The following is a 14,148-nucleotide window of genomic DNA, read 5'->3' as shown; positions in this document are numbered from 1 at the left end:
ACGCAGGGCGGATGACCGCGCCGCGATTATCCGCCCTGCTCATGACCCTAGGCGAGCAGCCAAGGGATTCGGGTTCGCCCGTTACCAGCCAGCCAGGCTGACGGTCATGGGACGAAGCGGGTTGGCCGTGGGCTCAGAGAACCGCCAGGGCCGCCGCGTAGTTCGGCTCGTCGGCGATCTCGCCGACCAGCTCGCTGTGCAGCACCTTGTCCTGCTCGTCGAGCACCACCACGGCGCGCGCGGCCAGGCCGGCCAGCGGGCCGCTGGCGATGGCCACGCCATAGTTCTCGAGGAACTCGCGGCCACGCAGGGTCGACAGGTTGACCACGTTCTCCAGGCCCTCGGCGCCGCAGAAGCGCTTCTGCGCGAACGGCAGGTCGGCGGAGATGCACAGCACCACGGTATTGGCCAGCTTGCCGGCCTCGACGTTGAACTTGCGGACCGAGGTGGCGCAGGTCGGAGTGTCGACGCTGGGGAAGATGTTCAGCACCTTGCGCTTGCCGGCGAAGTTTTCCAGGGTCACGTCGGCGAGGTCGCCGCTGACCAGGCTGAAGGCCGGAGCCTGGGCGCCTTTCTGCGGAAGCTGGCCGTCGACGTTGACCGGGTTGCCCTTGAGAGTCACTTGAGCCATTGCGTTGTTCCTTCTTGGTCGGTGAGAGGCCACCCGCCGCAAGGCCGGTGGCGGAAGCATTCGGGGCCGGCGACGATGCTAACACGGTTTACCCGAGCGAAAACCTCGGGTTTGAGCGTCGCCGCGACCATGCGGTCAGGACCTGGCGAAGTACTCCTTGGTCAGGCGGAATACCACCGGGCTGAGCAACAGCAACGCGATCAGGTTGGGAATCGCCATCAGCGCGTTGAGGGTGTCCGCCACCAGCCAGGCGAAGTCCAGCTGGGTCATGGCGCCGAACGGAATCGCCAGGGTCCAGACGATGCGGAACGGCAGGATCGAGCGGGTCCCCGCCAGGTATTCCCAGCAGCGCTCGCCGTAGTAGCTCCAGCCGAGGATGGTGGTGTAGGCGAACACCACCAGGGCCAGCGACAGGATGTAGTGACCGACGCCCGGCATCGCCGCCTCGAACGCCGCCGAGGACAGCGCCGCGCCGCTGGCGCCGCTGGTCCAGACGCCCGAGGTGATGATCGCCAGGCCGGTCAGGCTGCAGATGACCAGGGTGTCGATGAAGGTCCCGAGCATCCCGATCAGGCCGGAACGCACCGCGCTATGCGTGGTGCCGGCGGCCTGGGCGATGCCGGCGGTGCCGAGGCCGGCCTCGTTGGAGAAGATCCCGCGGGCGACGCCGAAGCGGATCGCCGCCATCACCGCCGCGCCGGCGAAGCCGCCGGTGGCGGCGATCGGCGTGAAGGCGTGGGTGAGGATCAGCTGGAACGCACCGGGGATCGCCTCGGCATGGACCACCAGGACGATCACCGAGGCGACGATGTAGCCGACGCACATGAACGGCACCAGCGCCTCGGCGACCTTGCCGATGCGGCGGATGCCGCCGAGGATCACCAGCCCGGTGACGATCATGGTGGCGACCCCGGTGGCCCAGTCGGGCACGCCGAAGGAGACCTCCAGGGCATCGGCCATGCTGTTGACCTGGACCATGTTGCCGATGCCGAAGCCGGCGAGCCCGCCGAACAGGGCGAAGGCCGCGCCGAGCCAGGCCCAGCGCTTGCCGAGACCGTTCTTGATGGCATACATCGGACCGCCGACGTGTTCGTTGCGCTCATCCTTCTCGCGGTAGTGCACCGCCAGCACTACTTCGGAGAACTTGGTGGCCATCCCCACCAGCGCCGTGCACCACATCCAGAACAGCGCGCCCGGACCGCCGAGGAAGATCGCCGTGGCCACCCCGGCGATGTTGCCAGTGCCGACGGTGGCCGCCAGGCAGGTCATCAGCGCCTGGAACGGGCTGATCTCGCCGCTGTTCTCGTCATCCTTGCTGCGCCCCTGCCAGAGCAGGCGAAAACCGACGCCCAGGCGCACCAGGGGCATGAACTTCAGGCCCAGCATCAGGTAAAGGCCGGTGCCGAGAATCAGCACCAGCATCAACGGCCCCCAGACCAAGCCGTTCAGGTCGACCACCCATTTCTGCAAGCTTTCCATCAGCGATCCTTCTTCTTGTTCGAATGTTTGCGGCCCACCGGCGACGCACATCCGCAAAGCGGACGGATACCCCGGCGCGACAGGCCAAGGCTGCCGATCCTATCGAGGTTTTCCGGCTGAAATCGAGAAAAATCTTCGTGCGCAAAACCCGCGTCTCATTGCGCCTCGTCGGCCGGCTGGCGACCGAAGAGTTCCACCAGCCAGTCGACCAGCCCCCGCACCCGCGGCGAAAGCTGGCGCTGCGAGGGATACAGGACGTGCAGCGGCAGCGTCGGCGGCAGCCATTCGCCGAGGACCTCGCGGAGGCTGCCGTCGGCCAACCCGGGCTCGACGTGATAACGCGGCGCCTGGAGTTGCAGGGCGAATAACCGCTTGCGGTTATCCGCCGCTTATCCGGGGGTATCGGCGGATACCGCCTGTGGCGGTTTTTGCCCTGCGGGTCTATATCGCTCGCAAATTCTTAGCTGCCTACACGGCGGGGAAACGGCAGCCGGGCGGTCGCCATCGGCAGCCGCCCCGCTCCCCTCGGCGCCAGGCGAACTTCAGGGCGTCCACCAGTAGCGCACCACGTGGAAGAAGATCGGCGCGGCGAAGCACACCGAGTCCAGGCGGTCGAGCATGCCGCCATGGCCTTCGATCATGTGGCCCCAGTCCTTGACCCCGCGGTCGCGCTTGATCGCCGACATCACCAGGCCGCCGAAGAAGCCCAGCAGGTTGATCAGCAACGCGATCAGCGCCGCCTGCCAGAGATTGAACGGGGTGATCCACCACAGCGAGGCGCCGATGGCGGTGGCCAGGGCGATGCCGCCGACGAAGCCCTCGACGGTCTTCGACGGCGAGAGGTTGGGAGCGATCTTGCGCTTGCCCAGCAGCTTGCCGCAGATGTACTGCATCACGTCGGAGAGCTGCACGACGATCACCAGGTAGGCGATCAGCAGCAGGTTGCGTCCTTCGAAACCGGGGATGTCGAGGGTCAGCAGGGCCGGCACGAAGGAGATGCAGAATACCGCCAGCATCAGGCCCCACTGCACTTTCGAGGCGCGCTCGAGGAAGTGCTTGGTGTCGCCGCCCAGCGAGGCGAGGATCGGCAACAGCAGGAACACGTACACCGGGATGAAGATCGAGAACATGCTGTACCAGTCGATGTAGATCAGCAGGTACTGCATCGGCAGCACGAAGTAGAACGCCGCCACCAGCGCCGGATAGTCGCTGCGCCGGGTCGGGGTGAGGGTGATGAACTCGCGCAGGGCGTAGAACGACACGCCGTAGAACAGCAGGATCACCGCCGCCTGGCCGAGCCAGAAGGCGAAACCGATCACCAGGACCATCGCCCACCAGGCGTTGATCCGCGCGTTGAGGTTGTCGATCACCGCGTTCGGCCCGGGGCCGGCGCGCCACTTGAGGACGAAGCCGGCCAGCGAGGCCAGCACCAGTAGCGCGCCGATACCGCCGAAGAGCATCCAGGTCTGTTCGTTCATCTCAGGCCTCCTCTTCCGGCGCCAGGTCCAGCAGGGCCATACGCGCTCGTTCGAGGAACGCCTCCTTGCCCTCTTCCGCCGTGGCCACCAGTGGCTTGCCGAAGCTCAGGGTACAGAGCAGCGGCAACGGCAGCATGCGGCCCTTGGGCATGACCCGGTTGAGGTTGGCCAGCCACACCGGCACCAGTTCGACGTCCGGGTGGGCCAGGGACAGGTGGTAGATACCGCTCTTGAATGGCAACAGCTTGACCTCGTCGTCCAGGTTGCGGGTGCCCTCGGGGAAGATGATCAGCGAGTCGCCGTCGTCCAGGGCGCGGTCGAGGGGTTCGAGCGGATTGGCATTGGCATCGCTGCGCTGGCGGTCGACCAGCACGCCGTTGAACACCTTGTTGATCACGTAGCTGCGCAGGCCGGCCTTGTTCCAGTAGTCGGCACCGGCCACCGGCCGGGTGCGTCGGCGCACCTCCGGCGGCAACGAGGCCCAGAGCAGGACGAAGTCACCGTGGCTGCTGTGGTTGGCGTAGTAGATACGCTGCTTGGGAATCGGCGTGGTGCCCAGCCAGAGGCTGCGCAAGCCGGTGATGGCGCGGGCGCCGGCGATGATGCCATAGGCAACGACGGATTCGAGCATGGGAAGACTCTTCAGGTTTGAGCGTTGAAAAGAGGGATCGACAACAGGCACGACAAGGCCAGCAGGAACTGGGCGCCACAGGCCAGCGCCTGCCAGCGTAGCAGGCGCAGGGCGCCGCGGCTGCGCTGGTGCCAGGTACGCCCCGCGGCGTCCGCTCGGGCCAGGCCGAGATCGGCCAGGGCCTGGTCCAGGTCTTGGGTCTGCGCTTCCAGCCTGTCGCCGACGCGGCTGAAACGTTCGAACAGTTCGGCGTCCAGGGCCACCCGCAGCGCCCAGTACTTCTGCCACAGGCCGAGCATGGCGATCGCCAGCATCGCCACAGCGAAATAGCGCCAGCCGACGCCCTGCACGGCCTGGTACAGGCCCAGCCCGATGGCCAGCAGGGTCAGCGCGGCGGACAGCCGGTCGATCTCGCGGCCACGGCGCAGCAGCGCCGCCACCAGGGCCAGGGATTGCTCAGGCATGGCGCACCTCGCCCAATTCCGCCGCTAGCTCCGGCGCGGCCCCGCTCAGCGCCACCAGGGTCCGCCGCTGGGCTTCGCCCAGCACCACTTGCGGGCGCGCCCGGCGCAACACGGCCACGGCCGAATCGACGTCCGCCGCGCGACCGCTGAGCAGCAGCCAGGCGGCGACCAGCGTGGCGCTGCGCGAATAGCCCAGGGCGCAGGCCACCAGCAGCGGCCCTTGCGCCAGCAGTTCGTCGATCAGCGCGGCGGCGCGCCGGCAGTCCTCGACGTCCGGCGCGACCAGGTCGAGCAACGGCAGGTTGCGATAGGCCAGCCCCTGCGGTTGGCAGGAAAGCTCGGCGGTAGCGTCGAGCAATGCGCGGAAGCGGCCGTCGGCCAGTTCCGTGGACGACGGCAGGCGCCCGAGCCAGAGACCCGGTAGCACCTCGTCCGGCTGCGGCCGGCGACGGGTCCAGAGCCAGGCGTTGATCCGCGCGGCGAACAGGTACGGCGCCAGCAGCCAGCGCACGGCGGCGCTCAGGCGCCCGTCGCGGCCCTTCTGGAAGCCGGCGGCGCCGAACAGCAGGTAGTTCAGCGCCACCAGCGCCAGGGCCAGCGCCGGCCAGCACAGCCACAACGCCGCACCGCCAAGCGCGAAGGCGACGCCGGCGCAGGCCAGCGCGCCGAGGCCATAGCGCGCGGCCAACCGCCGCCGTTGCCGGTCGCGGCTCAGGCTGGCGCGGGCGAAGGGCGCGGGCTGCGCCTGCGGCCACAGCCAGATGCACAGCCAGCCGGCCAGCGCGCCGGTGGGTACGTCGATGAAATGGTGCTGCCAGGTGGTCAGCACCGACAGCCCGATCAGCGCGAACCAGCCGTGCAGCAGCCAGCGCCAGGCGCCGCTGGCGTAGCGCGCGTAGCAGACCCAGAGCACGACCAGCAGGGCGATGTGCAGCGACGGTGCCTGGTTGAACGGTTTGTCGAACCCCATCAGCACGTCGAACAGCCAGCCGAACACACCGCCCAATTCCGGCCGTTCGAAGGTGAAGCGCAGGGGGAACAGCAGGAAGCAGGTCACCGACAGCACCTGGGCGCTGAGCAGGCGCAGGCAGTGGGTGTCCAGCTCGCGCTTGTCCCGCGGCAGCAACAGCGACAGGCCGTAGAGCAGGTCGATCGACCAGTACGGCAGGATGGTCCAGGGCCACAGCGGCATCCCGCGCTCCCAGTCGAAGACCAGGCTGCCGACGTCGCCGCGCTGACTGGTCAACCAATTGGCCAGGCCATAGCTGGCGAAGAAGAACGGGCCGAGGAACAGCAGCCAGAGCACCGCCCGCCTCAGTACCCCCGGCTCGCGCGGCGCCATCAGCGGGCGACCTTCTGCGCCAGCGATACGCTGAAGATGCCCCACTGGTCGACCCGCTGGGTGATCTTGCGGAAGCCGGCGGCGGCCACCAACTGGTCCATTTCCGCCTGGGTCCGGCGCCGCATCACCCAGGCCTGACCCTGGCGGTGGCTGGTCAGCGCACGGGCGATCAGTTCCAGCTGCGGGTGCCAGGGCTGTCCGGTGTAGACCAGGTAGCCGCCCTCCTCCAGCGCCTCGCCGAGGCCGGCGAGGGAATCACCGACCATGCGGTTGTCGGCGAACAGCTCGTAGAGCCCGGAAACCACCCCGAGGCTCGATTTCGGTTGCAGCGCCGCCAGGTCGGCGCGATCGAAGGCGTCGCCCTTGACGAAGCGGGCTATGCCGGCGAGGCCCTTGCTTTCGATCAGGGCACTGCCGTCACGCACGTTGATCTCGCTGTAGTCGCGCAGGAGGATGCTTTCCGGTAGCGGCTCGACGCCTTGCAGAGCTTCGAGGATGTAGCGGCCATGGCCGGCGGCGATGTCGACGATGCGCACCTCGCGCTGCTCCTCGCGCAACCGCTGCATGGCCAGGCGCAGGAGTTCCTCGACGTGCAGCTTGCGCTGGCGGATGCCGCGCCAGCCGATGGAGTCCAGGTAGTTGCGGTCGATCAGGCGACCCAGCGGGCCGGCGCCGGTGGGCTGGTTGCGGTAGACATAGTCGAGGGTGCTGCCCGAGTCGAAACCGGTATCGAAGCCCAGCTTGACTCCGTCCGACCACAGGCTGCCCAGGCGCAGGCCGGCACGGGTGGCGCGCCAGTAGAGATCGCGCGGCGAGTTCTTCGGCAACGGCGCGGCCAGCGCCTCGGCCTCGGCGCAGGTATGACCCAGGCGGTCGGCGTCGAGCAGGCTCGGTCGTTCGGGTGCCGTGGCGAATGCCTCGAGGAGGAAGCGCCGGGCACGGGCGACGGCCAGGTGACGATCGCGCTCGCCAAGGGTGTCATGGAAGAAGCCGGGCAGGATGTGCTTTTCCTTGCGCAGGCTGCCGAGACGCTCGAAGAAACGCTCTTGCGGCCCGCGATGGACGACGAAGTCGGCCCCGGAAATCAGCAGTTGGGTGGGAATCTGGATCGCCTGTGCGTCCGCCACCACCCGCTCGGCAGCTTCGTAGAGGCCGAGCAGGACGTTCACCGAGATCGCCTTGGCGATCAGCGGGTCGCTGTCGTAGGAGGCGATCCGCTGCGGATCGTGACTGAGGAAACGTGCCTTGACATAGCTGTTGACGAAAAAGTTGCCGCGCCACAGGCGCATCAGCTTCAGCCCGCTGCGGGCGAACGGCACGTAGAGCTTGACCTGGAACGCCGGCGAGGCCAGCACCAGGGCGCGCACCTTGGGTGCGTAGTCGTGGGCCCAGGTGGAGACCAGCACCGCGCCGACGCTCTGCGCCACCACCGCCATCCGCTCTTCGGCGATGCCGTGGACGGCCTGGATATGGTCGACGAAGGTCTGTACGTCGCGCACGCTGGTGGCAAAGCTCGGGCTGTCGCCGCGGGCGCCTGGCGAGAGGCCGTGGCCACGGGCGTCCCAGGCGAAGAAGTCGTGTTCCGGCAGGTCGAGTTCGTCGACCAGGTGGGCGATCCGCCCGGAGTGCTCATGGCCGCGGTGGAACAGCAGCACCGCCTGGCGCGTGCCGTCCGGCGCCGGGCGGCTGGCAGGCCAGTGGCGGTAGAAGAGTTCTACCCCGTCGTGGGTGGTGAAACGCAGTTCCTGTACGTCGCGCATGTGATGTCCCTATGTCGTTGCCCCGGCCGGGATCCCGGCGGGGTTGCTTCCTGCGGGCGCCCACCTCCATGGCGTTCGCCCGTTCCCTCTCAGGCCTGACCGTCGCTGCCCCGCCGACTCGCGGCCAGCTCGGCCAGGCCCTGGCGCACGCGGTTGCCGATGGTCAGCAACAGCAGGGCCGCGATCAGCAACATCAGCCAGTCGATCCAGGCCAGCGGCAACAGGCCACTGGCCACCCCGGCGCCGATCACGCCGAAACACAGCGCCCGGTCGCTCTTGCCCATCGGCCCGTCGTAGCGGCGCGAGGCGCCGACCATGGTGCCCAGCGCGCCGGCATACTCGCTGATCACCGCCAGCAGCACCACCAGCACCACCCACAGCGGATTGACTCCCGGCAACAGGGCGAACGGCAGGTACAGGCCGCTGTCGGCGATCACGTCGGTGAGTTCGTTGAGGTAGGCGCCCAGGTCGGATTTCTGGCCGAACTCGCGGGCAAGCATGCCGTCCACCGCGTTCAGCGCCATGCGCAGGAACATCCACAATGGAACGAGGGCGAACAGCCAGAGATGGTTGGCGAAACCGGCGACCAGCGCGCCGACCAGCAGCGACAGCAGGCAGGCCGCCAGGGTCACCTGGTTGGCAGTGATGCCACGCTGGTAGAGACGCTGCACGCCGGGGCGGAGAAGATTCTGGAAGCGCGGTTTGAGTTGATAGACGGAAATCATGTCAGCCAGTCCTTGTGCCGAGTTGCTGCGGGTCCCGACCTGCGGCGGTCGGCGCCCGCTCCATTCTACGACGTCGATGCGCCGCTAAAAGTGACACACTTTTATGCGTTACGCATGTTCCGTATCAGCGCATCCGTCAGAAATCCCGCTTGAAGAACAGGTCCAGCGAACTGGCCAGGCCGCTCGCCGCTTCGAGATAGAGGCGTTTGGTCAACTGGTAGCGCAAGGCGATGGTATTTGCCGGTTCGAACACTCCAACACCATAGCGCAGGCTGAGCTTGTCGGTGATATTCCCACTGGCGACCACGCTGGTGCTGTTGCCGGTGCCCTCGGTGTCCAGCTGGAAGTCCTGGATGCCGAGTTGCCTGGCGATTTCCCCGGTGAGCGGCGCGCTGCCGGCCAGGCCCAGGGCGAGGGCCGCCTCGCCGAGCATGTTGCTGTCTTCGCCGGTGCTCATCGGCCGTCCCAGCACCAGGTAGGACAGCGCCTGCTCCTGGCTCATCGCCGGTTCGGAGAACACCGCGCTGGTCGGCTGCTCGGCGCTGCCGGTCAGGCGCAGGCCGGCAACCACGTCGTCGACCCGGCGGATCGCTTCGATGTCCAGGTACGGCTGGTCGATCGGTCCGGCGAAGAACAGCCGCGCCCTGCGGATCGTCAGGCGCTGGCCGTAGGCGCGATAGCGTCCCTTGTTCAGGTTCAGCTCGCCACGGGTATCCAGGTTGTCGCCGATGTGCAGGTGGCCAGCCAGCTCGGCGCTGAGGCCGAAGCCGGAGAACGCCAGCTTGTCCTGGCCGACCTCGACATCGATGTCCATCTTCATCTTCAGCGGCTGCTGTTCGGGCTGTTCGGAGCCGACGATCACCGCATCGTCGGAGACCTTGACCGTCGACGGCGGCAACTGGCGGATGGTGATGTCGCCGCGCGGCACCAGGACCTTGCCGGAGATCGCCAGCTCCTGGCCGGCCATGCCGATCTTCAGGTCCGGTTCCACTTCGAGTTGCGCATACGGATCGACCACCACCGGCAGGCGGCTGCCGCGGATGTTCAGGGCGACGTTCAGCGCCTCGCCCCAGCTCAGGTTGCCGGACAGGCTGCCCTGGCCATACCTGCCGCTGCGCCAGCCGCCACCGAGTTCCAGGCTTTCGCCGGCGATGCGGGCGTCGAGGGAAAGGTTCTCGAAGCTGGTCGGCAGCTCGCCGCCGCCGATGTCGCCGTCGCTCAGCGTCACCCGGCCGTCGACCCGCGGCGCCAGCAGGCCACCGGACAGCCGGCCGCTACCGTTCAGCTTGCCTTGCAGTTTCTCCACCATCGGCACGAACGGCCGCGCCACCGACAGGTCGAGGCCGGCCAGGCTGAATTCGCCGCTCAGCGGCTTGCTCGCCGGGCGCGGGTCGATCTGCGCCTGCATCCGCAGCTCGCCGAGCTTCGGTCCGCGGAAGTCGAGGGAGGTATCGACGCGGCTCGGCGCCAGCCGGCTCTCCAGGCGCAGACTGTCGTAGCCGACGTCGACCCACTGGCCCTGGTCGCGCAGGCGCAGCGTACCGCTGCCGGCGTCCAGGCTGACCACGCCGCTCGGGCCGCGTGCCGGAACGTCCAGTTGCAGGTCGCCGTTCAGCTTGCCCTGCCAGGCGAAATCCTCGGGGAACCATTGCTTCAGGCTGTCCAGCGGGAAGTCGCGCAGGGTGTAGCGCAGCCGCGGCTCGGGCAGCAGGCGCTGCTCGCCGCCGCACAGGCTGGCGGCGCCGGATACCCAGCAATGTGCGCCGAAATCGACCCTGCCGTCGGCCAACCGTTCCAGGCGCGCTGGCTGCTGTAGCTTCCAGTCCTGGCCACCGCTGCTCAATGCGCCGCGTGCCAGGCGACCGCGCCAGTTGCCGTGCTCCAGTTGCCCGTCGAAGGCCAGGCCGAGCTTGAGCAAGGTGCCTTGCAGGTCCAGCTCCAGTTGCTGGCGGCGCTGGTCGCCGCGGGCATTGGCCTTGAACAGGCCGAGGTCGGTTTCGCCGCTGCGCAGGCCGGAAGCGACCAGCGCCAGGGTGCCGTTCTGCCGGGCATCGAGGTTCGCCTGTAGGTCGAGGCCGGCGATGCGCTGCTCGGCGTAGGCGATCTGCTGTCCCTTGAGGCTCAGCCTGCCTTGCGGCGCCGCGAGGCTACCAGCCAGGTCGAGCCGCCCGTCGAGACGACCGAAGAGTTGCGGCCAAAGCTGGCCGAGACGGTTCAGGGCGATGTCCAGGCGGCCGTGCAGGCGCTGGTCGAGCCCCCCGCTGCCCTGCACCTTGTTGTCGCCCAGGCGCAGGTCGAGGTTGGCCAGCGCCCAGCGCTGCCCCTCGCCTTCGGCGCGCGCCTGGAACAGCGCCGGCTGGCCGCGCAGGCGGCCCTTGACGTCGAGATCCACGCCCAGCGCCAGTCGCTCGTCGCGAAAACTTCCCCGGCTGCGCAAGGGACCGGCCAATGAGCCTGGCAGCTCGGCGACCCAGTACGCCGGATTCAGTTCGCTGAGTTGCAGGGCGGTATCCCAACCCACGCCATTGTCGAAACGCAGCGTCACCCGCCCCTCGGCCTGGCCTTGCCCGGCCCGCAGCTGCAACGACGGCAGGTTGAGCTGGACGAGGTCGCCGGACACCGGGCTGGCCAGCGTGAAGTCGCCCGCCGGGCCGCTCGCCGCCGCGCTGAAATTACCCAGGTAGCGCTGGTCCTGGTAATGCACTTCCGCCTTGAAGGTCTTCAGCGTCACCGGTGGCGGCTCCGCCAGCGGATACAGGCGCAGCCAGGGGAAGTCCTGCCAGTCCAGGGTCGCGTCGGCGGCCAGGCTTTCGCGCCAGTCCAGACGTCCGACCAGGTCCAGGCGCTGCTCGCCGCCAGCGTCCAGGCGCAGCTGGCGGATGTCCGCGCCCAGGGCGTCGACCCGTCCGTCCAGGCTCAACGCCACCGCCCCGCCCTCGCCCGGCAGGCTCGCGCCACCGCGGATCAGGTAACCGCTCTTGAGATCGCCACCGGCATCGAGCTGGATGGCATTCAGGGTCAAGGTATCCGGTAGCCCGGCCGCGCCCTTGAAACCGTCGGCGCGAATCAGCAATCGTGCCGGCAGGTTTTCCGCCAGCGCCTGCAACTGTCCTTCCAGGCTGCCGTCCAGGTAACCGCTGCTGCGGCCTTTCAGGGTCAACGCCTTCTGCAGTTCACCGCCGACCTGGACGGCCAGGTTCCATGGCTTGCCTTCGGGAGCGGGCAGGCCGACCGCGGCTTCGGCCTGCAATGGCCAGTCGCCGCTCGGTTGCAGCCGTCCCCTGAGTTCCAGGCTGAGGCCGAAGCCGCGCGCCTTCAGCGCATCGATGTGCAGCCCGTCGGCCAACCAGCGTGCGCTCAGGTCGAGGTCGGCGACCTGCTCGTTGCCATCCAGCAGGAAGCTGCCGATCGCCACCTCGCCGAGTTCGACGCTCAGCGGCAGCTGCAGTGTCGGCAGTTCGACCGGCCCGCTGGGGGCGCCGTCGTCGCTCGGCGGCAGGATCAGTTCGACCCGTTCCGCCGCCACCCGCTTCAGGCACAGGCGCAGGCTCGCCAGGCAACCCGGCGACCAGTCCAGCGCCGGCCGCTCGAGGACCAGCTGCGTGCCGTCCTGCGCCCAGGACAGACGCTCCGCCCGCCAGGCGCCGCCAAGGCGTCCGTCGAAGCCGGCAACCTGCAGGCCCGGCACCCGATCGAGCAGCCAGGCACTGCCGGCCTGGGTGCCGAGCAGCGCGACGAGCCCCAGGAGCAGCAGGACAAGCAGGCCGAACACGGCCAGCAGGATGATCTTCAGCGCCTTCACAGTTCGGGCCCCATGGAGAAGTGCAGGCGGAAACCGCCGTCGTCGTCGAGCGCGTGGGCCAGGTCGAGGCGCAACGGGCCGACCGGCGAGACCCAGCGCACGCCGAAGCCGACCCCGGTCTTGATCGAGGGGAAGTCCAGCGAGTTGAAGGCGTTGCCCTGGTCGACGAAGGTCGCCAGGCGCCAGCGCTCGGCCAGCGGATATTGATACTCGACACTGCCGGCGATCATGTAGCGGCCGCCGATCTTGTCGCCATCGGAGTTCTCCGGCGACAGCGTCCGGTAGTCGTAGCCGCGCACGCTCTGGTCGCCGCCGGCGAAGAAGCGCAGCGAGGGCGGGATCGACTTGTAGTCGTTGGTGGCGATCCCGCCTACCTGCAGGCGGCCGAGCAGGCGATGGCCGCCGGCGAAGCTGGTCAGGCCCTTGGCCATGGCGTCGACGTGCACCACGTCGGCGTCGGCCAGGAAGCCCTCCTTCGCGCCCTTGACGTTGAATTGCAGGCGGTAGCCATGGCTGGGGTCGACCTTGTTGTCGGTCTCCAGGATCGAGTAGCCGATCCCGGGCATGAGGAAGCTGCTCAGGCCGGAATCATCGCCGAGCTTGTATTCCTCGCGCATCCAGTTCAGCGAGACTACCCGCTGCCAGCCATCGGGGCGCTTGCTGTGCCATTCGCCGCCGAGGGTCAGCAGCTTGCTCTCGGTGTCGACCAGGTCTTCGAACTGGTAGCCGCTGGTAAAGCGCAGCTTGTCGGTGAGCGGTGGATCGAGGGGGATCTCGTACCAGGCGCCGACGTTCTGCCGGGGCGCGGAAATTTCCGACTCGAAGCCCAGGCTGTGCCCTTCGGCGTTGACCCAGTGGCGGGTCCAGTTGAACCGCGCGCGCGCGCCGACGTCGGTGGAGAATCCGAGGCCGACACCCATGGTCCTGGGCTTGCGCGCATCCAGCCGAACCGCTACCGGAATCGCCTGGCGAGCGCCGTCGGCCTGCGCCTGGCTCGGTGCGGCGTCGACCCGCACGCCCTCGAAGTAGCCGCTGGATTGCAGGTTCTGGTTGAGCTCGGCGATCAGTTCGGAGTCGTAGGGTTGGCCGGCCTTGAATGGCACCATGCGCCGCAACAGCTCTTCGTCGATGATGGAGTCGCCATCGAAGCGGACCTTGCCGAAGGTGTAGCGCTGGCCGCTGTCGTAGACCAGATCGATATCGGCGATGCCGGCGCGCGGATCGATGCTCAGGCGCTGGGTGGTGAAGCGGCCCTGGAAGAAGCCGTAGCGCGAGGCCTGGTTCTGGATCAGCCGCTTGGCGTCCTCGTAGACGCCCTGGTTCAGCTTCGCGCCCGGTTTCAGCTGCTTGCCCGACGGCAAGCGGAAGCTCTCCAGGCTGGCGGCCTCGCCGAGCACCTGGATATTCACCTGGCGCAGGCGCACCGGCTCGCCGGGCGTGACCTTGAGCGTCAGCTTCGGCGGCTTGCCGTCCTTGACCTCGCTGTCGACCTGCGCCTGGAAATAGCCGAGCGCCTGCGCGGCCTTTTCCGCCTGGGCCTCGGCGTTGCGGCGAAAACGCTGCAATGCCGCCTCGTCCCGCTCGCCCAGGCTACCCACGTAGGCCTCGATGTTGGCCTTCAGGGCACTGTTGGCGGGGGTGACACGCACGCTGAGCTGGCTCTCCGCGAAGGCGGCCGTACTCAGGCACAGCAGCCCGGTCAGCGGGAACCGGAGCAATCCTTGAGTCAGTCTCATGGCGCGGATGCTACGCAGGCGGCTGGCGCGCGTCCAGATTTGCGCGGACGCCGGCGACGACCTCCCGCCGTTCTGGTTTTATGACGCCAAGCGCCTGACA

General features: G+C 68.2%; 10 protein-coding genes and 1 pseudogene. All 11 read right to left on the bottom strand.

Going from position 1 to position 14,148, the window contains the following annotated elements; genetic code table 11:
- Positions 1–133 precede the first annotated feature (133 nt).
- The 11 genes and pseudogenes from tpx to PSPA7_RS12875 all read right to left on the bottom strand — a co-directional run bounded on the left by tpx (position 134) and on the right by PSPA7_RS12875 (position 14,048).
- Complete coding sequence (gene tpx / locus PSPA7_RS12925) at positions 134–631, bottom strand: thiol peroxidase (RefSeq protein WP_003152652.1); 498 nt, start codon at positions 629–631, stop codon at positions 134–136.
- A 135-nt stretch (positions 632–766) separates the two neighbouring features.
- Positions 767–2,110 (bottom strand): alanine/glycine:cation symporter family protein, encoded by a 1,344-nt coding sequence (locus PSPA7_RS12920; RefSeq protein ID WP_033999175.1) that lies wholly within the window; start codon positions 2,108–2,110, stop codon positions 767–769.
- A 155-nt stretch (positions 2,111–2,265) separates the two neighbouring features.
- Positions 2,266–2,463, bottom strand: a pseudogene (locus tag PSPA7_RS12915) (LysR substrate-binding domain-containing protein); the annotation flags it as partial.
- A 189-nt stretch (positions 2,464–2,652) separates the two neighbouring features.
- On the bottom strand, positions 2,653–3,588 hold the full coding sequence (locus PSPA7_RS12910; RefSeq protein ID WP_012075533.1) for a phosphatidate cytidylyltransferase: 936 nt from the start codon (positions 3,586–3,588) through the stop codon (positions 2,653–2,655).
- Position 3,589: 1 nt separating this feature from the next.
- Positions 3,590–4,219: a lysophospholipid acyltransferase family protein gene (locus PSPA7_RS12905; protein ID WP_012075532.1), complete on the bottom strand. Its 630-nt coding sequence runs from the start codon at positions 4,217–4,219 to the stop codon at positions 3,590–3,592.
- An 11-nt stretch (positions 4,220–4,230) separates the two neighbouring features.
- Positions 4,231–4,683, bottom strand: coding sequence for a hypothetical protein (locus PSPA7_RS12900; protein WP_012075531.1), 453 nt, complete (start codon positions 4,681–4,683; stop codon positions 4,231–4,233).
- The gene (locus PSPA7_RS12895) at positions 4,676–6,025 is read right to left on the bottom strand and encodes a phosphatase PAP2/dual specificity phosphatase family protein (RefSeq protein ID WP_012075530.1); all 1,350 of its coding nucleotides are present in this window, start codon (positions 6,023–6,025) and stop codon (positions 4,676–4,678) included. Before PSPA7_RS12895 ends, PSPA7_RS12900 begins: the two co-directional genes overlap by 8 nt.
- Positions 6,025–7,785, bottom strand: coding sequence for a bifunctional alpha/beta hydrolase/class I SAM-dependent methyltransferase (locus PSPA7_RS12890; protein WP_012075529.1), 1,761 nt, complete (start codon positions 7,783–7,785; stop codon positions 6,025–6,027). The genes PSPA7_RS12895 and PSPA7_RS12890 overlap by 1 nt, the downstream gene beginning before the upstream one ends.
- Before the next feature lie 89 nt (positions 7,786–7,874).
- Complete coding sequence (locus PSPA7_RS12885; protein ID WP_012075528.1) at positions 7,875–8,510, bottom strand: CDP-alcohol phosphatidyltransferase family protein; 636 nt, start codon at positions 8,508–8,510, stop codon at positions 7,875–7,877.
- A gap of 136 nt (positions 8,511–8,646) precedes the next feature.
- Positions 8,647–12,312 carry a translocation/assembly module TamB domain-containing protein gene (locus PSPA7_RS12880; protein ID WP_012075527.1) on the bottom strand — a complete coding sequence of 1,222 codons (3,666 nt, stop codon included), beginning with the start codon at positions 12,310–12,312 and terminating at the stop codon, positions 8,647–8,649.
- Complete coding sequence (locus PSPA7_RS12875; protein WP_012075526.1) at positions 12,309–14,048, bottom strand: autotransporter assembly complex protein TamA; 1,740 nt, start codon at positions 14,046–14,048, stop codon at positions 12,309–12,311. Before PSPA7_RS12875 ends, PSPA7_RS12880 begins: the two co-directional genes overlap by 4 nt.
- Positions 14,049–14,148: the final 100 nt, after the last annotated feature.

The sequence above is a fragment of the Pseudomonas paraeruginosa PA7 genome (assembly GCF_000017205.1).
Taxonomy (GTDB): domain Bacteria; phylum Pseudomonadota; class Gammaproteobacteria; order Pseudomonadales; family Pseudomonadaceae; genus Pseudomonas; species Pseudomonas paraeruginosa.
Note: the sequence above shows the minus strand (reverse complement) of the source record. Positions and strands in the feature narration are given on the sequence as shown.